This window comes from Enterobacter sp. 241F3, assembly GCF_034106785.1.
GTDB classification, from domain to species: Bacteria; Pseudomonadota; Gammaproteobacteria; order Enterobacterales; family Enterobacteriaceae; genus Enterobacter; species Enterobacter vonholyi.
Window position 1 is genome coordinate 331,253 of sequence record NZ_JAWNDD010000002.1, and the last position, 18,375, is coordinate 349,627.

Annotated in this window: 22 protein-coding genes; 17 read left to right on the top strand and 5 right to left on the bottom strand. The window is 56.0% G+C overall.

What is annotated here, in order from left to right; translation table 11 throughout:
* Window positions 1-2: 2 nt before the first annotated feature.
* On the bottom strand, window positions 3-134 hold the full coding sequence (yqgB, locus tag UR504_RS08820) for an acid stress response protein YqgB (protein ID WP_127312443.1): 132 nt from the start codon (window positions 132-134) through the stop codon (window positions 3-5).
* 663 nt (window positions 135-797) lie between these two features.
* Between yqgB and metK the strand changes: the two genes are divergently transcribed.
* The 8 genes from metK to ruvX all read left to right on the top strand — a co-directional run bounded on the left by metK (window position 798) and on the right by ruvX (window position 7,868).
* Complete coding sequence (gene metK, locus UR504_RS08830) at window positions 798-1,952, top strand: methionine adenosyltransferase (RefSeq protein ID WP_014885184.1); 1,155 nt, start codon at window positions 798-800, stop codon at window positions 1,950-1,952.
* Between the two features lie 346 nt (window positions 1,953-2,298).
* Window positions 2,299-3,696 carry a galactose/proton symporter gene (gene galP, locus UR504_RS08835; RefSeq protein WP_111963220.1) on the top strand — a complete coding sequence of 466 codons (1,398 nt, stop codon included), beginning with the start codon at window positions 2,299-2,301 and terminating at the stop codon, window positions 3,694-3,696.
* Window positions 3,697-3,754: 58 nt separating this feature from the next.
* Window positions 3,755-4,252, top strand: a complete 498-nt coding sequence (locus UR504_RS08840) for a SprT family zinc-dependent metalloprotease (protein WP_115876241.1) — start codon at window positions 3,755-3,757, stop codon at window positions 4,250-4,252.
* Window positions 4,253-4,346: 94 nt separating this feature from the next.
* A complete protein-coding gene (endA, locus tag UR504_RS08845; protein ID WP_115876242.1) occupies window positions 4,347-5,054 on the top strand; it encodes a deoxyribonuclease I in 708 nt (235 codons plus the stop codon).
* A gap of 51 nt (window positions 5,055-5,105) precedes the next feature.
* Window positions 5,106-5,837, top strand: a complete 732-nt coding sequence (gene rsmE, locus UR504_RS08850) for a 16S rRNA (uracil(1498)-N(3))-methyltransferase (protein WP_127732265.1) — start codon at window positions 5,106-5,108, stop codon at window positions 5,835-5,837.
* 19 nt (window positions 5,838-5,856) lie between these two features.
* A complete protein-coding gene (gene gshB, locus UR504_RS08855; protein ID WP_047173570.1) occupies window positions 5,857-6,804 on the top strand; it encodes a glutathione synthase in 948 nt (315 codons plus the stop codon).
* Between the two features lie 87 nt (window positions 6,805-6,891).
* Window positions 6,892-7,452: a YqgE/AlgH family protein gene (locus UR504_RS08860; protein WP_020883695.1), complete on the top strand. Its 561-nt coding sequence runs from the start codon at window positions 6,892-6,894 to the stop codon at window positions 7,450-7,452.
* Entirely contained in the window at window positions 7,452-7,868 is a 417-nt protein-coding gene (ruvX, locus tag UR504_RS08865; protein ID WP_127732267.1) for a Holliday junction resolvase RuvX, read from the top strand. The genes UR504_RS08860 and ruvX overlap by 1 nt, the downstream gene beginning before the upstream one ends.
* A 9-nt stretch (window positions 7,869-7,877) precedes the next feature.
* Here the strand turns inward: ruvX and UR504_RS08870 are convergent, their stop codons facing one another.
* The gene (locus UR504_RS08870) at window positions 7,878-8,858 is read right to left on the bottom strand and encodes a type IV pilus twitching motility protein PilT (protein WP_302237389.1); all 981 of its coding nucleotides are present in this window, start codon (window positions 8,856-8,858) and stop codon (window positions 7,878-7,880) included.
* A 17-nt stretch (window positions 8,859-8,875) separates the two neighbouring features.
* Here UR504_RS08870 and UR504_RS08875 point away from each other — a divergent pair, with 17 nt between their 5' ends.
* Genes UR504_RS08875 through hemW form a run of 5 tightly spaced genes read left to right on the top strand, consistent with a single transcriptional unit; the run spans window position 8,876 to window position 12,190 of the window.
* Entirely contained in the window at window positions 8,876-9,577 is a 702-nt protein-coding gene (locus UR504_RS08875; protein ID WP_302237391.1) for a YggS family pyridoxal phosphate-dependent enzyme, read from the top strand.
* A 21-nt stretch (window positions 9,578-9,598) separates the two neighbouring features.
* Window positions 9,599-10,165, top strand: coding sequence for a YggT family protein (locus tag UR504_RS08880; RefSeq protein ID WP_111963226.1), 567 nt, complete (start codon window positions 9,599-9,601; stop codon window positions 10,163-10,165).
* Complete coding sequence (gene yggU / locus UR504_RS08885; protein WP_023309131.1) at window positions 10,162-10,458, top strand: DUF167 family protein YggU; 297 nt, start codon at window positions 10,162-10,164, stop codon at window positions 10,456-10,458. Before UR504_RS08880 ends, yggU begins: the two co-directional genes overlap by 4 nt.
* 3 nt (window positions 10,459-10,461) lie before the next feature.
* Complete coding sequence (locus UR504_RS08890; protein ID WP_136195092.1) at window positions 10,462-11,055, top strand: XTP/dITP diphosphatase; 594 nt, start codon at window positions 10,462-10,464, stop codon at window positions 11,053-11,055.
* Complete coding sequence (gene hemW, locus UR504_RS08895; protein WP_302237397.1) at window positions 11,048-12,190, top strand: radical SAM family heme chaperone HemW; 1,143 nt, start codon at window positions 11,048-11,050, stop codon at window positions 12,188-12,190. Before UR504_RS08890 ends, hemW begins: the two co-directional genes overlap by 8 nt.
* A 208-nt stretch (window positions 12,191-12,398) precedes the next feature.
* On the opposite strand, the gene UR504_RS08900 is transcribed toward hemW, so the two are convergent.
* The 3 genes from UR504_RS08900 to trmB are packed head-to-tail and all read right to left on the bottom strand — an operon-like array spanning window position 12,399 to window position 14,217.
* On the bottom strand, window positions 12,399-13,115 hold the full coding sequence (locus tag UR504_RS08900) for a DUF2884 domain-containing protein (protein WP_008499762.1): 717 nt from the start codon (window positions 13,113-13,115) through the stop codon (window positions 12,399-12,401).
* A 56-nt stretch (window positions 13,116-13,171) separates the two neighbouring features.
* Entirely contained in the window at window positions 13,172-13,498 is a 327-nt protein-coding gene (locus UR504_RS08905; protein ID WP_003862421.1) for a YggL family protein, read from the bottom strand.
* Window positions 13,498-14,217, bottom strand: coding sequence for a tRNA (guanosine(46)-N7)-methyltransferase TrmB (trmB, locus tag UR504_RS08910; protein WP_025912470.1), 720 nt, complete (start codon window positions 14,215-14,217; stop codon window positions 13,498-13,500). The genes UR504_RS08905 and trmB overlap by 1 nt, the downstream gene beginning before the upstream one ends.
* A 144-nt stretch (window positions 14,218-14,361) precedes the next feature.
* On the opposite strand from trmB, the gene mutY reads away from it, so the two are divergent.
* The 4 genes from mutY to UR504_RS08930 all read left to right on the top strand — a co-directional run bounded on the left by mutY (window position 14,362) and on the right by UR504_RS08930 (window position 18,340).
* On the top strand, window positions 14,362-15,414 hold the full coding sequence (mutY, locus tag UR504_RS08915) for an A/G-specific adenine glycosylase (RefSeq protein ID WP_181574011.1): 1,053 nt from the start codon (window positions 14,362-14,364) through the stop codon (window positions 15,412-15,414).
* Between the two features lie 26 nt (window positions 15,415-15,440).
* On the top strand, window positions 15,441-15,713 hold the full coding sequence (locus UR504_RS08920) for an oxidative damage protection protein (protein WP_023309138.1): 273 nt from the start codon (window positions 15,441-15,443) through the stop codon (window positions 15,711-15,713).
* Window positions 15,714-15,769: 56 nt separating this feature from the next.
* Complete coding sequence (gene mltC / locus UR504_RS08925) at window positions 15,770-16,846, top strand: membrane-bound lytic murein transglycosylase MltC (RefSeq protein WP_111963230.1); 1,077 nt, start codon at window positions 15,770-15,772, stop codon at window positions 16,844-16,846.
* Window positions 16,847-17,083: 237 nt separating this feature from the next.
* The gene (locus tag UR504_RS08930) at window positions 17,084-18,340 is read left to right on the top strand and encodes a nucleoside permease (RefSeq protein WP_008499767.1); all 1,257 of its coding nucleotides are present in this window, start codon (window positions 17,084-17,086) and stop codon (window positions 18,338-18,340) included.
* Window positions 18,341-18,375: the final 35 nt, after the last annotated feature.

Genomic DNA, 18,375 nt, shown 5'->3' on the forward strand with positions numbered 1-18,375 from the left:
CCTCAACTCTTTGTATTAAGTGTAAAACAGTTGACTACTATCGCAGCGTTATACGGCGATAACAACCCATAAACGGCTCCGTTTCCCAGCAGAGTATGCTGAAATCCAGACCGTGCGACCGGTTTCTTATTCATATCATTGTAAAACACGTATCCGAACTCTGTATGACAAGGTTCGGCGAAACCACGAGAAAACTCTTGTATTAACAAGAGCGCCCTTGTTCAGTTTTCACAAAGCGCGACCGGCCCTGGAATCCTGAGAAGCGCCGAGATGGGTATAACATCGGCAGGTTTGCAGACTAAAAATGCGGGTTGCGGGAATCAAATGCGCGCCAGAACGGCTGCGCTGAATTAGCAGAAAACGATGGTTCATTATCTCGTATCACCTCCACGGCCGCTTCTGCTGAAACGGACCCCAAGCCAAAGCTAAAAGTTCACTGCTTAACCCGGCTGGAAGTGGCGACACGATGAGTTCATCGAGCGCTTATTTTATATGAGCCGCGCGCCGCGTTTTATACCGAGAAGGGGGCTAAAAAGCAAAACAAAAATGCGCGTGTTGCCGGGGCCGTCAGGAATTATTGCCAGCAGCAATTTCAACTGAGTGAGAGGTTAGTCAAAAAAAACTGGAAATCGGGCGAAGAAGTGACCTAAAATAGCCATCCAGATGTTAATCCATCTATACTGATTAACACTCATACTGCCAGTGTCAAAAACCTGCAGGCCTTGGTAGAATTATCTCCTTTGGCTATTCCACACAGCAGCTTGAGCTAACCAAATTCCTCTTAGGTGAAATAAAACATGGCAAAACACCTGTTTACGTCCGAGTCCGTATCAGAAGGACATCCTGATAAAATTGCTGACCAAATCTCCGATGCGGTGCTGGATGCGATCCTGGCGCAGGATCCTAAAGCGCGCGTAGCATGCGAAACCTATGTCAAAACCGGCATGGTTCTGGTTGGCGGTGAGATTACCACCAGCGCATGGGTTGATATCGAAGAGATCACCCGTAACACGGTGCGTGAGATCGGCTATGTGCATTCTGATATGGGTTTTGATGCCAACTCCTGCGCGGTACTGAGCGCAATTGGCAAACAGTCTCCGGATATCAACCAGGGCGTTGACCGTGCCGATCCGCTGGAACAGGGCGCGGGCGACCAGGGTCTGATGTTCGGCTATGCCACCAACGAAACCGACGTGCTGATGCCAGCACCGGTCACCTACGCACACCGTCTGGTGCAGCGTCAGGCTGAAGTGCGTAAAAACGGCACCCTGCCGTGGCTGCGCCCAGATGCGAAAAGCCAGGTCACCTTCCAGTATGACGACGGCAAAATCGTCGGTATTGACGCGGTGGTTCTGTCTACCCAGCATTCCGAAGAAATCGATCAGAAATCCCTGCAGGAAGCAGTGATGGAAGAGATCATCAAGCCGGTTCTGCCTACCGAATGGCTGAGCTCTGCGACCAAATTCTTCATCAACCCAACCGGACGCTTTGTTATCGGCGGCCCAATGGGTGACTGCGGTCTGACAGGTCGTAAAATCATCGTTGATACCTACGGCGGCATGGCGCGTCACGGTGGCGGTGCGTTCTCCGGTAAAGATCCGTCTAAAGTTGACCGTTCTGCGGCGTACGCGGCACGTTATGTGGCGAAAAACATCGTTGCTGCCGGCCTGGCTGACCGCTGTGAGATTCAGGTCTCCTACGCAATCGGCGTGGCTGAACCCACCTCCATCATGGTTGAAACCTTTGGTACCGAGAAAGTGCCTTCAGAACAGCTGACGCTGCTGGTACGCGAGTTCTTCGACCTGCGTCCATACGGCCTGATTCAGATGCTGGATCTGCTGCACCCTATTTACAAAGAAACCGCTGCATACGGTCACTTTGGTCGTGAACATTTCCCATGGGAAAAAACCGACAAAGCCGCTCTGCTGCGTGAAGCTGCCGGTCTGAAGTAATCGACTGATATCGCTTTTAAAAGGCCAGCCTTCGGGCTGGCCTTTTTTTGTCGGGTGGCGATATTTGGAACCGATTACACCGCACCGGACATCCCCCGCTTTCAGAATATTCTCTTTGCACGATCGACTTTCTTCTGCTGTTACATTCCCTTTCAGTTAAGTCTGAAATGTGTCCTTTCGCGATGCATATCACCTCATTTACCTCTATATTTTCAAAGCTTTAATTTTATTTACGGTTGCAAAGCTGTGTAACCGATTACACCTATGTGATTAATCTCACATATTTTTGTGGGTCGCTCACCTACCCTTAACATCAATAAAACTGATAACCCAACTGGAGGGCATAATGCCTGACAATAAAAAACAGGGGCGTACGTCCAACAAGGCGATGACATTCTTCGTCTGTTTCCTCGCCGCCCTGGCAGGATTACTTTTTGGCCTGGATATCGGCGTGATTGCCGGTGCATTACCTTTCATTACAGAAGAGTTCCAGATCAGCGCTCACACCCAGGAGTGGGTGGTTAGCTCAATGATGTTTGGCGCGGCCGTCGGGGCCGTCGGCAGCGGCTGGCTCTCCTTTAAGCTCGGACGTAAAAAGAGCCTGATGATCGGCGCGATCCTGTTCGTTGCCGGCTCACTCTTCTCTGCCGCAGCGCCTAACGTTGAGGTCCTGCTGGTTTCCCGCGTGCTGCTTGGTCTGGCCGTGGGCGTGGCGTCCTATACCGCCCCGCTTTACCTGTCTGAAATTGCGCCGGAGAAAATCCGCGGCAGTATGATTTCGATGTACCAGCTGATGATCACCATTGGGATCCTGGGCGCGTACCTTTCCGATACGGCGTTTAGCTACAGCGGCGCATGGCGCTGGATGCTCGGCGTGATCATCATCCCTGCGGTTCTGCTGCTGATTGGCGTCTTCTTCCTGCCGGACAGCCCTCGCTGGTTTGCTGCAAAACGTCGATTCCACGATGCAGAACGCGTGCTGATGCGCCTGCGCGATACCAGCGCGGAAGCGAAAAACGAGCTGGAAGAGATCCGCGAAAGCCTGAAGGTCAAACAGTCCGGCTGGGCGCTGTTTAAAGAGAACAGCAACTTCCGTCGCGCCGTTTTCCTCGGCGTACTGCTGCAGGTGATGCAGCAGTTCACGGGGATGAACGTCATCATGTACTACGCGCCCAAAATCTTTGAGCTGGCGGGTTATACCAACACCACCGAGCAGATGTGGGGGACCGTCATCGTGGGTCTGACCAACGTGCTGGCGACCTTTATCGCCATCGGTCTGGTGGACCGCTGGGGACGTAAGCCAACCCTGACGCTGGGCTTCCTGGTGATGGCGGCCGGTATGGGCGTCCTCGGTACCATGATGCATGTGGGCATTCACTCCCCAACCGCCCAGTACTTTGCGGTAGGCATGCTGCTGATGTTTATCGTCGGGTTTGCGATGAGCGCCGGTCCGCTGATCTGGGTGCTGTGCTCTGAGATCCAGCCGCTGAAAGGACGTGATTTTGGCATCACCTGCTCTACCGCAACCAACTGGATTGCCAACATGATCGTCGGCGCAACGTTCCTGACCATGCTCAATACCCTGGGCAACGCGAACACCTTCTGGGTCTACGCCGGTCTGAACATCTTCTTTATTGTGCTGACCATCTGGCTGGTTCCAGAAACCAAACATGTGTCCCTGGAACATATTGAACGTAATCTGATGAAAGGTCGTCCTCTGCGCGAAATCGGCGCCCACGACTAATCCTCACTCGGGAGGTGCCTCTTGCACCTCCCCGCTTCGCGCTTTATGCTCTGCCCCTATGAAAGCTCCCCGTCTCCCCATCGCACTTCAGCAGGCCGTTATGCGCAGCCTGCGGGAAAAGCTCGCCCAGGCGAACCTGAAGCTTGGGCGCAACTACCCTGAACCCAAACTCGTTTACCAGCAGCGTGGCACCTCGGCCGGTACCGCCTGGCTCGAGTCGTATGAAATCCGCCTTAACCCGGTGCTGATGATGGAAAACCAGCAGGCGTTTATCGATGAAGTGGTGCCGCACGAGCTGGCGCATCTGCTGGTGTGGAAGCACTTCGGGCGCGTCGCCCCCCACGGAAAAGAGTGGAAGTGGATGATGGAGGCGGTGCTCGGCGTTCCGGCGCGCCGTACCCACCAGTTCGAGCTGGAGTCGGTGCGCCGCAATACCTTCCCCTACCGCTGTCAGTGTCAGCAGCACCAGCTTACCGTCCGTCGCCATAATCGCGTGGTGCGCGGCGAGGCGACCTACCGCTGCGTCAAATGCGGCGAGCCGCTGGTTGCGGAATAATCATCTGAACTTTCAGGAACTTTCCTGATCTGACTGATTGCATACAGGAACAACATTCGTTACGTTGCGGGCTCGTTTTGACACGGAGTGTAAGATGTCCCGTAATTTTTCTCTCGCGGTCGCCTTTCTGACGACGGCGCTCTCAGGCCATGCTCTGGCCGACGGTATCAACAGTTTTTCCCAGGCCAAGGCCGCAGGCGTGAAGGTGAACGCCGACGTGCCGGGCGATTTCTACTGCGGCTGTAAAATTAACTGGCAGGGTAAAAAAGGGGTCGTTGACCTTGAGTCTTGCGGCTACAAGGTGCGTAAAAACGAAAACCGCGCCAGCCGTATTGAATGGGAGCATGTCGTTCCGGCCTGGCAGTTTGGCCACCAGCGCCAGTGCTGGCAGGATGGCGGACGTAAAAACTGCGCCAAAGACCCGGTTTATCGCCAGATGGAAAGCGACATGCATAACCTGCAGCCCGCGGTGGGCGAAGTGAACGGCGACCGGGGTAACTTCATGTACAGCCAGTGGAACGGTGGCGAAGGTCAGTACGGCCAGTGCGGTATGAAGATTGATTTTAAAGAGAAAGTCGCCGAGCCCCCTGCCCGCGCGCGCGGCAGCATTGCCCGTACCTACTTCTATATGCGCGACCGTTACGATCTCAACCTCTCCCGCCAGCAGACGCAGCTGTTCAACGCCTGGGACAAGCAGTATCCGGTGACGGAGTGGGAATGCCAGCGCGACGACCGTATCGCCAGAGTCCAGGGGAATCACAACCCTTACGTCCAGCGGGCTTGCCAGGCGCAAAAGAGCTAACCTACACTACGGCAATTCGCTTATATCGCATGACACATGGAATTTCTGACTATGCGCATTCCCCGCATTTACCACCCTGAACTGATTACCGCAGGCCGCGAAATCGCCCTGTCTGATGACGCCGCCAACCACGTTGGCCGCGTGCTGCGCATGGGCGCCGGTCAGGCAATCCAGCTGTTCGACGGCTCGAACCAGGTGTTCGACGCCGAAATTACGCGGGCAGATAAAAAAAGCGTACACGTGAACGTCCTGCGCGGTGAAGTGGATGACCGGGAATCACCGCTGCACATTCATCTGGGCCAGGTCATGTCGCGCGGTGAGAAAATGGAGTTCACCATTCAGAAATCCATTGAACTGGGTGTAAGCCTCATTACGCCACTTTTTTCTGAGCGCTGTGGCGTTAAACTGGACGCGGAACGTCTGAACAAAAAGATCCAGCAGTGGCAGAAAATTGCCATTGCGGCTTGCGAACAGAGTGGCCGGAACCGTATTCCGGAGATCCGCCCGGCGATGGGTCTGGAGGAATGGTGTGCAGAAGAGGACAGTGGGCTGAAGCTCAATCTTCATCCGCGCGCCAGCGCCAGCATCAATACGCTACCGCTGCCCGTTGAGCGCGTTCGCCTGCTGATTGGCCCCGAAGGCGGCCTGTCGGCGGACGAAATTGCGATGACGGCACGTTACCAGTTTACTGATATTCTGTTGGGACCTCGCGTTCTGCGCACTGAGACAACGGCACTCACGGCCATTACCGCGCTACAGGTACGGTTTGGCGATCTGGGTTGAAGCATTAACGGAGAAGAACATGATCAAGCTCGGCATCGTGATGGACCCCATCGCAAACATTAACATCAAGAAAGATTCCAGCTTCGCCATGCTGCTGGAAGCGCAGCGTCGCGGCTATGAACTCCACTATATGGAGATGAACGATCTTTACCTGATCAACGGTGAAGCCCGCGCCCGCACCCGCATCGTTAACGTCGAGCAGAACTACGACAAATGGTACGAATTCGGCACCGAACAGGACATTGCGCTTGCCGATCTCAACGTCATCCTGATGCGTAAAGATCCGCCATTCGACACTGAATACATCTACTGCACCTATATTCTCGAACGCGCAGAAGAGAAAGGAACGCTGATCGTCAACAAGCCGCAGAGCCTGCGCGACTGCAACGAGAAGCTCTACACCGCCTGGTTCTCTGACCTGACGCCGGAAACGCTGGTGACCCGCAGCAAAGCTCAGCTGAAGGAATTCTGGCAGAAGCACGGCGACATCATCATGAAGCCGCTGGACGGCATGGGCGGTGCGTCGATTTTCCGCGTGAAAGAGAGCGACCCGAACATTGGCGTGATTGCCGAGACCCTGACCGAGCTGGGCACGCGTTACTGCATGGCGCAGAACTATATTCCGGCGATCAAAGACGGCGACAAACGCGTTCTGGTCGTGGATGGCGAACCGGTTCCTTACTGCCTGGCGCGTATCCCGCAGGGTGGTGAAACCCGCGGTAATCTGGCCGCCGGTGGCCGCGGCGAACCGCGTCCGCTGACCGAAAGCGACTGGGAAATTGCCCGCCGCGTTGGCCCGACGCTGAAAGCCAAAGGCCTGATCTTCGTTGGCCTGGATATCATCGGCGATCGTCTGACCGAAGTGAACGTCACCAGCCCGACCTGCATTCGTGAAATTGAGGCTGAATTCCCGATTTCGATCACCGGAATGCTGATGGACGCTATCGAAAAACGTTTACAGAAATAACCTAACAATACTATTAGTGACAGCGCCTGTGTTTGTCCCCATACTGGGCGCTGTCGCTTTTTAAACCAGGAAACAGTACCTCTGACAATGAATTTACAGCATCACTTTCTTATTGCCATGCCTGCTCTCCAGGACCCGATTTTTCGCCGCGCCGTGGTTTATATTTGTGAATACAATGAAGACGGCGCGATGGGTATTATCATTAATAAACCGCTGGAAAATCTTCAGGTTGAAGGAATTCTGGACAAGCTGAAAATCTCGGCTGAAGAGCGCCTGCCGGAAATACGGCTTGATAAACCTGTGATGCTGGGCGGACCTCTTGCAGAAGATCGCGGTTTTATCCTGCATACGCCGCCGGTGTTCTCTTCCAGTATTCGAATTTCGGATAACACCGTCATCACCACCTCGCGTGACGTGCTCGAAACGCTGGGTACCGCAGAGCAGCCTTCTGAAGTGCTGGTGGCGTTGGGCTATTCGTCCTGGGAGAAAGGCCAGCTTGAGCAGGAGATCCTCGATAACGCATGGCTTACCGCGCCTGCGGACATGAATATCCTGTTTAAAACCCCCATCGCCGATCGCTGGCGTGACGCGGCGAAGCTGATTGGTATTGATATCCTGACCATGCCTGGCGTAGCGGGGCACGCCTGATGAGCGGAACGCTTCTGGCCTTCGATTTTGGCACCAAAAGCATTGGCGTCGCCGTGGGGCAGCGCATCACCGGTACCGCGCGTCCGCTTACAGCCCTGAAGGCCAACGACGGTACGCCGGACTGGAATCTTATTGAGCGTCTGCTCAAAGAGTGGCAGCCGGATGACATTATTGTTGGGCTGCCGCTGAACATGGACGGTACCGAACAGCCGCTTACCGCCCGGGCGCGAAAGTTCGCCAATAAAATCCATGGCCGCTTTGGCGTCTCCGTGAAGCTTCACGACGAGCGTCTTAGCACCGTCGAAGCGCGTGCGGGTCTGTTTGAGCACGGCGGCTTCCGGGCGCTCAACAAAGGCAGCGTGGACTCCGCTTCTGCCGTGATTATCCTCGAAAGCTATTTCGAACAGGGCTTTTAAGCACGGGGCCTACAGCCGCCCCTGCGCCCGTCTCTCCGCCAGGCTCTGGTCAAAGTTCTGCATTCCTGCCTGCAGACCGGTTTGGATGATGCCGGGCAGTTGCCACGTTTTCCCTTCACGAATAAGATTTGCCGCCGCAGCGGTGTTCACCAGCAGTTCATACAGCGCGACGCGGCCGTCCTGCAGATCGGGAAGCAGCTTCTGCGCCAGCACTGCCCGGAGGCTGCCGGCCAGCTGGTTACGCACCGGATCTTTCTCCTGCGCCGGGAACGTATCGACCAGCCGTTCAATCGCCTGCGATGCCCCGCGCGTATGCAGCGTCGCCAGCACCAGATGTCCGGTTTCCGCCGCCGTTAGCGCCAGGCGGATCGTTTCGCTGTCGCGCAGCTCCCCCAGCAAAATAACGTCCGGATCCTGGCGTAAGGCGCTGCGCAGCGCGTCGGCAAATGACGGACTGTGCTGGCCAATCTCCCGCTGCTGGATCAGGCAACGCTCGCTCTGATAGATAAACTCCACCGGATCTTCCAGCGTGAGGATATGGCCGTCAGTATGGTGGTTGAGAAAATCGACCATCGCCGCCAGCGTAGTGGATTTGCCGCTGCCGGTCGCCCCCGTGACCAGAATCAGCCCGGCGTCATTGGATAACAGTTCCGGGATTGCCCGCGGCGCGCCCAGCGTAGCGAGCTGCGGACAGGTACGCGGCAACAGCCGCAGCGTCACAGAGACACCGCGCATCTGCTTAAAGGCACTCCCGCGCAGACGCTGGCCTCCCGTTACCGTCGCGGCAAAATCCACCTGTCCATTTGCCCACCATGTTCCCTGCTGCTCATCGTTGAGCCACGCTTTTAACAACGCCCCGACGTCAGGAGGAGGAAACGGTGCCGGGACAAGGCGGCCCGTTCTGCGCCAGCGGGGTGGCGAATCACTGCACAGGTGTAGATCGGAGACGTTATGCTTTACACTAAGGGCCACAATTTCTTCCACATCCATAGACTACTCCTCGGAAAATGAACGACATTGCGCATAACCTGGCACAGGTCCGGGACAAAATCTCAGCCGCCGCAGCGCGTTGCGGCCGGGCTTCAGAAGAAATTACGCTGCTTGCAGTCAGCAAAACCAAGCCTGCGAGCGCCATCGCAGAAGCTATTGACGCAGGCCAACGCGCGTTTGGTGAAAACTACGTCCAGGAAGGCGTGGATAAAATTCGTTCCTTCCAGGAACAGGGGAATACGGATCTGCAGTGGCACTTTATTGGTCCACTGCAGTCGAACAAAAGCCGTCTGGTGGCGGAGCACTTTGACTGGTGCCATACCGTTGACCGTCTGCGCATTGCGACACGCCTGAACGACCAGCGTCCGTCAGAGATGCAAGCGCTTAACGTGCTGATTCAAATCAACATCAGCGATGAAAACAGCAAGTCCGGCATTGCGCTGAGCGAGCTGGATGCGCTGGCAGCCGAAGTGGCCGCCCTGCCGCGCCTAACCCTGCGCGGGCTGATGGCAATTCCGGCGCCTGAGTCAAGTTATGAAAGGCAGTTTGCCGTGGCACAGCAAATGACTGTAGCATTTGAGGCGCTTAAAGCGCGCTATAACACGGTAGACACGCTTTCTCTGGGCATGTCGGACGATATGGAAGCCGCCATCGCGGCAGGCAGCACTATGGTGCGCATCGGCACGGCAATTTTCGGTGCGCGCGACTACTCAAAATAATAAGGAAACCTGAGGAACGCCATGAAGACGTTGACTTTCCTGCTCTCAACTGTGCTTGAGCTGTATACGATGGCGCTTTTGCTGCGCGTCTGGATGCAGTGGGCCCGCTGTGATTTTTACAATCCGTTCTCGCAGTTTGTCGTGAAAATCACGCAGCCTGTTGTCGGACCGCTGCGTCGTATTATCCCGGCGATGGGTCCCATCGACAGTTCGTCTCTGCTGGTAGCGTTTATTCTTAGCGTGATCAAAGCGATCGTGCTGTTTATGGTCATCACCTTCCAGCCGATTATCTGGATTGCTGCGGTCCTGATTTTAATCAAAACCGTCGGTCTGCTGATTTTTTGGGTGCTGCTGGTCATGGCCATCATGAGTTGGGTAAGCCAGGGCCGTAGTCCGGTAGAATATGCGCTGATCCAACTGGCCGAACCGCTGCTGCGCCCGATTCGCAACCTGCTGCCTTCGATGGGCGGTATTGATTTCTCGCCGATGATCCTGGTACTGCTGCTCTATGTGGTCAACATGGGGATCGCTGAGCTGCTGCAGTCCACGGGCAATATGCTGCTGCCGGGGCTGTGGATGGCGCTATGAGTGCAGTAAGCACCTGCGCTGACGGGCTGGTTTTGCGGCTGTATATTCAGCCCAAAGCCAGCCGTGACGGTATTGTTGGGCTGCATGGCGACGAGTTAAAAGTCGCCATCACCGCCCCGCCGGTTGACGGCCAGGCGAACGCGCATCTGACCAAATATCTGGCAAAACAGTTTCGCGTCGCCAAAAGCCAGGTCATCATTGAAAAAGGTGAACTTGGGCGACATAAACAGGTAAAAATCCTTAATCCGCAATCTATCCCGACGGAAGTCGCGGCTCTGAAAGAACAGGACTAAACCATGCAGAAAGTTGTTCTCGCGACCGGCAACGCCGGTAAAGTGCGCGAGCTGGCCTCGCTATTAAATGATTTTGGTCTGGACGTGGTCGCCCAGACCGATCTTGGCGTGGATTCCGCCGAAGAGACGGGGCTGACGTTTATCGAAAACGCGATCCTGAAAGCGCGTCACGCCGCGCAGATTACCGGCCTGCCCGCGATTGCTGACGACTCCGGCCTGGCCGTGGATTTTCTCGGCGGCGCACCGGGGATTTACTCCGCGCGCTATTCCGGCGTTGACGCCACCGACCAGCAGAATCTGGAAAAGCTGCTTGTCGCCCTTAAAGACGTACCGGACGAACAGCGCTCCGCGCAGTTCCACTGCGTACTGGTCTATATGCGTCACGCGGAAGACCCTACTCCGATCGTCTGCCACGGCAGCTGGCCGGGCGTGATTACTCGTGAAGCGGCTGGCAACGGCGGCTTTGGCTACGATCCGATTTTCTTTGTCCCGACCGAGGGCAAAACCGCTGCGGAACTGACCCGCGAAGAGAAAAGCGCGATATCCCACCGTGGACGCGCGCTGAAACTGTTACTGGAAGCACTGCGTAATGGCTAATTTGCCGCCTCTGAGTCTTTATATTCACATCCCGTGGTGCGTGCAGAAATGCCCGTACTGCGATTTCAACTCGCACGCGCTGAAGGGCGAAGTGCCGCACGATGACTACGTTGCGCATCTGCTGGCCGACCTGGACGCCGATGTACCTTACGCACAGGGACGTGAAGTTAAGACCATTTTCATAGGTGGCGGTACGCCGAGCCTGCTGTCAGGCCCGGCGATGCAAACGCTGCTGGACGGCGTGCGTGCGCGCCTGAACCTGGCAGCGGATGCTGAAATCACGATGGAAGCCAACCCCGGTACCGTTGAGGCCGACCGTTTTGTCGACTATCAGCGCGCGGGCGTGAACCGCATCTCCATCGGCGTGCAGAGCTTTAGCGAGCCGAAACTGAAGCGCCTGGGGCGTATTCACGGCCCGGAAGAGGCGAAGCGCGCGGCAAACCTGGCGACCGGTCTGGGCCTGCGCAGCTTTAACCTAGATTTGATGCACGGCCTGCCGGATCAGTCGCTGGAAGAGGCGCTGGACGACCTGCGCCAGGCGATCGAACTGAACCCGCCGCACCTGTCGTGGTACCAGCTCACCATCGAGCCCAACACCCTGTTTGGCTCGCGTCCGCCGGTGCTGCCGGATGACGACGCGCTGTGGGATATCTTCGAGCAGGGTCACAGGCTTTTAACCGCTGCGGGCTATCAGCAGTACGAAACGTCGGCGTATGCAAAGCCGGGCTACCAGTGTCAGCACAACCTGAACTACTGGCGTTTTGGTGACTATCTCGGGATTGGCTGCGGCGCGCACGGCAAGGTGACCTTCCCGGACGGGCGGATTCTGCGTACTGCCAAAACCCGCCACCCGCGCGGGTATATGGAAGGCCGCTACCTGGAGCGCCAGCACGACGTCGAGGCGGCGGATAAGCCGTTTGAGTTCTTTATGAACCGCTTCCGTCTGCTGGAAGCCGCGCCGCGCGCGGAGTTTGCGCTGTACACCGGGCTGGCGGAATCGGTGATTCGCCCGCAGATTGACGAAGCGCTGGCGCAGGGGTATCTCACGGAATGTGCGGAATACTGGCAGATCACCGAGCACGGCAAACTGTTCCTCAATTCCCTTCTTGAGCTGTTCCTCGCCGAAGAATCCTGAAGGCGGATTCAGGATTTTGCATCCCGTTCTGCCGGCTGAGGGAAAGGTTGGCAGAGTGTGGGGATGATCGACCTGAAGAGACAGTCGATCACCATGGGTAAAGGATGTTAAAAATTGTTCGCCATGTCCCCGGACCGTACACCCTGAAAGGGAGAGGGAGCAAACCATCCCCTCGCCCCTTTGGGGAGAGGGATAGGGTGAGGGGAACTTACTTCAGCGTCCCCACCAGCGCCTTACGGCTGTCTTCCAGCGACACCACGCGCTTACACACGTCTTTGCCGAACTGCTGGAAATCATCTTCCTGGTTCTTCCACTCGTTCTGAATGGAGGTCTGCAGGCCACCCAGACTGCCCAGCACGCCCTGCAGCGGGTTACCGCCGCCTTTCAGCACCGCTTTGGCGCCCATCTCGTTGATGCTGTCCTGCAGGATGCCGCCCATCGCCTGGTTCACCAGCTGCTGCCCGTCGGCACGGACCTGATCGATCGCCTTATAGTGGAACGTCAGGCCGTCGGAGCGCGTCTCGATAATACGGTTCATCTGCTCTTTAAGCTGCTTGTCCAGCTTCGTCAGGCGGGTGCGCATGTTGCTGCTCTCCCCCACCTCTTTGGTGATGATCTTATCCAGCGCCACGCGGCTCTTTTCGACGCGCGTCAGGGCACCTTCATTAATCCACGGCAGCGCGGTACGCAATTCGGACTGGTAGTCTTTCGCCTGCTCGCGCTGTGCGGCAGTCAGGTTGTACTGCTTGCCGTTATAGGTGACGTTCCCTTCTGGCGTAATCACCAGATTGCCGTTCTCGCCTTTGACCTGCACGGTTTGCGGGCTTAACACCACGTCATCACGCGGGGTGACGCTACATTGATAATCCGCATGGGCGGTGAATCCGGTTGCCATCAAAGCAACTGCCAGCAACGTTTTGCGCATCTTAAACACTCCCTCAGACAAAACGGGCCAGCTAATGCTGGCCCCTTACTGCTTAATTAGTCCCACCAAACGTCGAAAAGTTCGCTGACGCGGACATCTTCGAGCTTGTGGTCTTCAAGCCACTTACGTACCAGAGCCTGATGTTCTTCGGTGCATTTACCCACTTCCTGAGTGCAGATCAGACCTTCCCAGGCCAGATAGCCGCTACCGTCGAAGGCCAGCTTGTTTGGCTCGATCACCTCGTTGATGAACGCATCCACGTCCTGATCGATCTGCTCAACGCTGGTGCCTTCCGGGAAACGCCACGCAACGGAGAAGCCCACTTCCTGGAATTCTTCGATGTGCATCTTTTTACGCAGACGACGGCTACGATTCTTTGCCATTATTTCACCCTCTCGAACATTAAGTCCCATACACCGTGACCAAGACGATGGCCACGCTGTTCAAATTTCGTTACCGGACGCGATTCCGGACGCGGTACATAGTCGTTGCTCGCAGACTGGTTTTTGTAACCGTCCAGCGACGACATCACTTCCAGCATATGTTCCGCATACGGTTCCCAGTCGGTCGCCATATGGAAGACACCGCCCAGCTTCAGCTTGCTTTTAACCAGCTCGGCAAACGGCGCCTGAACGATACGGCGTTTATTATGACGCGCTTTGTGCCACGGGTCAGGGAAAAAGAGCTGAACCATGGTTAAAGAATTGTCAGGAATCATTTTGTGCAGCACTTCCACCGCGTCGTGACACATCACGCGCAGGTTCTCAACGCCCTCTTCGTGGGCCGTTGCCAGACAAGCGCCCACGCCCGGCGAATGCACTTCGATACCGAGGAAGTTCTGCTCCGGGCGAGCTTTCGCCATGGTCACCAGCGAGGCGCCCATACCGAAGCCAATTTCCAGCGTGACCGGCGCGTCGCGGCCAAACAGCTCGGCAAAATCCAGAGGCTGCTCGCTGAACTCAACGCCCATCACCGGCCAGTAGTTGTCCAGCGCGTGTTGCTGACCTTTTGTCAGGCGGCCCTGACGACGGACAAAGCTGCGAATACGGCGCAGCGGGCGACCGTTTTCATCAAATTCCGGTGAAATGACGTCGTTTTTCATAAAAGAGTTGTCTGCTTGTGAGAATGTTCGGGAAACGGGCATTATCCAAAGTTAAGGCTTCTATGCAAGCATGGGAAAGATCCGGTTTACAGCAGATTGACGCTGTGCTGCAATCTGCGTCCCTGATTATGCGAATCGATGACCATGCAAGCCTCTCAATTTTCAGCCCAGGTGCTGGACTGGTACGACAAATACGGGCGTAAAACCCTGCCCTGGCAAATTGAAAAAACGCCTTACAAAGTATGGCTCTCCGAGGTGATGTTGCAACAAACGCAGGTCGCCACGGTGATCCCTTACTTCGAGCGTTTTATGGCGCGCTTCCCGACGGTGACCGATCTGGCCAACGCGCCGCTGGACGAGGTCCTGCACCTGTGGACCGGTCTTGGCTATTACGCCCGCGCGCGTAACCTTCACAAGGCCGCACAGCAGGTCGCCACGCGCCACAGCGGGAAGTTCCCGGAAACCTTCGATGAGGTGGCCGATCTCCCCGGCGTCGGACGTTCAACCGCAGGCGCTATTCTCTCCCTGTCTTTAGGCAAGCATTTCCCGATCCTCGACGGCAACGTGAAGCGCGTGCTGGCGCGCTGCTATGCCGTCGACGGCTGGCCGGGGAAGAAGGACGTTGAAAAACGTCTTTGGGAAATAAGTGAGGCGGTTACTCCGGCTAACGGCGTCGAGCGTTTCAACCAGGCGATGATGGATCTCGGCGCAATGGTCTGCACGCGCTCAAAACCAAAATGCGAACTCTGCCCGGTGAATAATCTCTGCGTGGCGTATGCCAACCATTCATGGGCGCAGTATCCGGGTAAGAAACCCAAGCAGACGCTGCCGGAGCGCACCGGCTATATGCTGCTGATGCAGCACGGTGACGAGGTCTTCCTCGCCCAGCGTCCGCCGAGCGGTCTGTGGGGGGGTCTATACTGCTTCCCACAGTTTGAAGATGAAGACTTGCTGCGTGAATGGCTTAAAAAGCGCGGGATTGCTGCCGATAACCTGACGCAGTTGACCGCGTTTCGCCACACCTTCAGCCATTTCCATCTGGATATTGTGCCGATGTGGCTTCCCGTGTCCTCCTTCGCCTCGTGCATGGATGAAGGCACCGCTCTCTGGTATAACTTAGCGCAACCGCCATCAGTCGGACTGGCGGCTCCCGTGGAGCGCCTGTTACAGCAATTACGTGCCGGTGCAATGGTTTAGCATCGACAAGAAAAAGAGGAATGAGTATGGCCAGAACGATTTTTTGTACTTTCCTGCAGCGTGACGCTGAAGGCCAGGATTTCCAGCTTTATCCGGGCGACCTGGGTAAACGCATCTACAATGAAATCTCCAAAGAAGCCTGGGGACAGTGGCAGAAAAAGCAGACCATGCTGATCAACGAGAAGAAACTCAGCATGATGAACCCGGAACACCGCAAGCTGCTTGAGCAGGAGATGGTGAGCTTCCTGTTCGAAGGAAAAGACGTGCACATCGAAGGCTATACGCCACCGGAAAAATAACAGCGTGCGGGGGAAACCCCGCCGTTAAAGCAAACACAACACGCACTCCCGGAATGATGAAAAAACTTTTAGCGCTAGCCCTTGTTGCGCCGTTGCTTGTCTCATGTTCGTCAAAAAAAGGCGAAGATTACAACGAAGCCTGGATCAAGGACACCAACGGTTTTGACATTTTGATGGGGCAGTTTGCCCACAACATCGAGAACATATGGGGATTTAACGAAGTTCTTATTGCCGGACCTAAGGACTACGTTAAGTACACCGACGCCTATCTGACCCGTAGCCACATCAACTTTGATGAAGGGACGATCACGATTGAGACCATCGCAGGCACGGACCCTGCGGCACGACTGCGTCAGGCGATAATCAAAACCCTGCTGATGGGTGACGATCCTGGCTCTATCGATCTCTACTCCGATGCCGACGATATTACCATCTCGAAAGAGCCGTTCCTGTACGGCCAGGTCGTCGATCAGACCGGTCAGCCGATCCGCTGGGAAGGCCGCGCCACGAAATTTGCCGACTACCTGCTGCAGACGCGCCTGAAGAGCCGCTCTAACGGTCTGAAGATCATCTATAGCGTCACCATCAACCTCGTCCCGAACCACCTCGACAAGCGTGCGCATAAGTATCTGGGCATGGTGCGTCAGGCCTCGCGTAAATACGGCGTGGATGAGTCGCTGATCCTGGCGATTATGCAGACCGAATCCTCGTTTAACCCGTATGCGGTAAGCCGTTCCGATGCCCTGGGGCTGATGCAGGTTGTGCAGCACAGCGCCGGTAAAGACGTCTTCCGCGCGCAGGGTAAATCCGGCACGCCGAGCCGCAGCTATCTGTTCGACCCGCAGAGTAACATTGATACCGGCACGGCCTATCTGGCGATGCTGAACAATGTCTACCTCGGCGGCATAGACAACCCGACGTCGCGCCGCTATGCGGTGATCACCGCCTATAACGGCGGCGCGGGCAGCGTGCTGCGCGTCTTCTCAAATGACAAAGTGCAGGCCGCGAACATCATCAACAGCATGGCGCCGGGGGATGTCTACTCTACCCTCACCACCCGCCACCCGTCTGCGGAATCCCGTCGCTATCTGTATAAGGTGAATACGGCGCAGAAGAACTACCGTCGTCGCTAAAAAACGGCCACTCACCCTGCCCTCTCCCCTTTGGGGTGAGGGCATCAGGCCGCCCCCATCACCCACCCATACGAAAATGTTATTTGCATCACAATCCAAACTGCAAATTAATGTGGATTGCATTTTTTTGCGGGAGGTAACAAAACATATCGTTGCCAACTGATAGAATTGCATCAAATAACAACCCTGAATGTTCCCAAAACAACATATCTCCCGCTCACTTGTGAGGAAAGTAACATGAACCTTAAGCTGCAGCTTAAAATATTGTCGTTTCTGCAGTTCTGCCTGTGGGGTAGCTGGCTGACTACACTCGGCTCCTATATGTTTGTGACGCTCAAGTTCGATGGTGCGTCAATCGGTGCCGTCTACAGCTCGCTTGGTATTGCGGCGGTCTTCATGCCGACGCTGCTGGGGATCGTGGCGGACAAATGGCTAAGCGCCAAATGGCTGTACATGCTTTGCCATCTGGTGGGCGCGGGGACGCTGTTTATGGCAGCCCAGGTGACCACGCCGGGGGCGATGTTCATGGTGATCCTGCTTAACTCGCTGGCGTATATGCCAACGCTTGGCCTGATCAACACCATCTCCTACTACCGCCTGAAGTCTGCGGATATGGATATCGTGACCGATTTCCCGCCAATCCGTATCTGGGGCACCATCGGCTTTATCATGGCGATGTGGGGCGTGAGCTTCGCGGGCTTCGAACTGAGCCATATGCAGCTCTATATCGGTGCGGCGCTCTCCGTGCTGCTGGCGATCTTCACCCTGACGCTGCCAACCATTCCGGTGTCTAACCAGCAGAAAAACCAGAGCTGGAGCACCATGCTCGGCCTGGATGCCTTCGCGCTGTTCAAAAACAAACGTATGGCGATCTTCTTTATCTTCTCCATGCTGCTGGGCGCGGAGCTGCAGATCACCAACATGTTCGGCAACACCTTCCTGCACAGCTTCGATAACAACCCACTGTTCTCCGGCAGCTTTATCGTTGAACATGCGTCGGTGATGATGTCCATCTCTCAGATCTCTGAGACGCTGTTCATCCTGACCATCCCGTTCTTCCTGAGCCGCTACGGCATCAAAAACGTCATGCTGATCAGTATCGCGGCGTGGATGTTGCGCTTCGGCCTGTTCGCCTACGGCGATCCAAGCCCGTTCGGCACCGTGCTGCTGGTGCTGTCGATGATTGTTTACGGCTGCGCCTTCGACTTCTTCAACATCTCCGGTTCGGTGTTTGTGGAAAAAGAAGTGAAGCCTGAAATCCGCGCCAGCGCGCAGGGTATGTTCCTGATGATGACCAACGGTTTCGGCTGTATTCTGGGCGGCGTGGTGAGCGGTAAAGTGGTAGAGATGTACACCACTAACGGCATCACCAACTGGCAGCCGGTGTGGCTGATCTTCGCGGCGTACTCGCTGGTGCTGTTCTTCGCGTTCATCGCGCTGTTCAAGTACAAGCACGTGCGCGAGCCGCACGGTGCGCAGCCGATAGCGCATTGATTGTTGTGCCCGGTGGCGCTGCGCTTGCCGGGCCT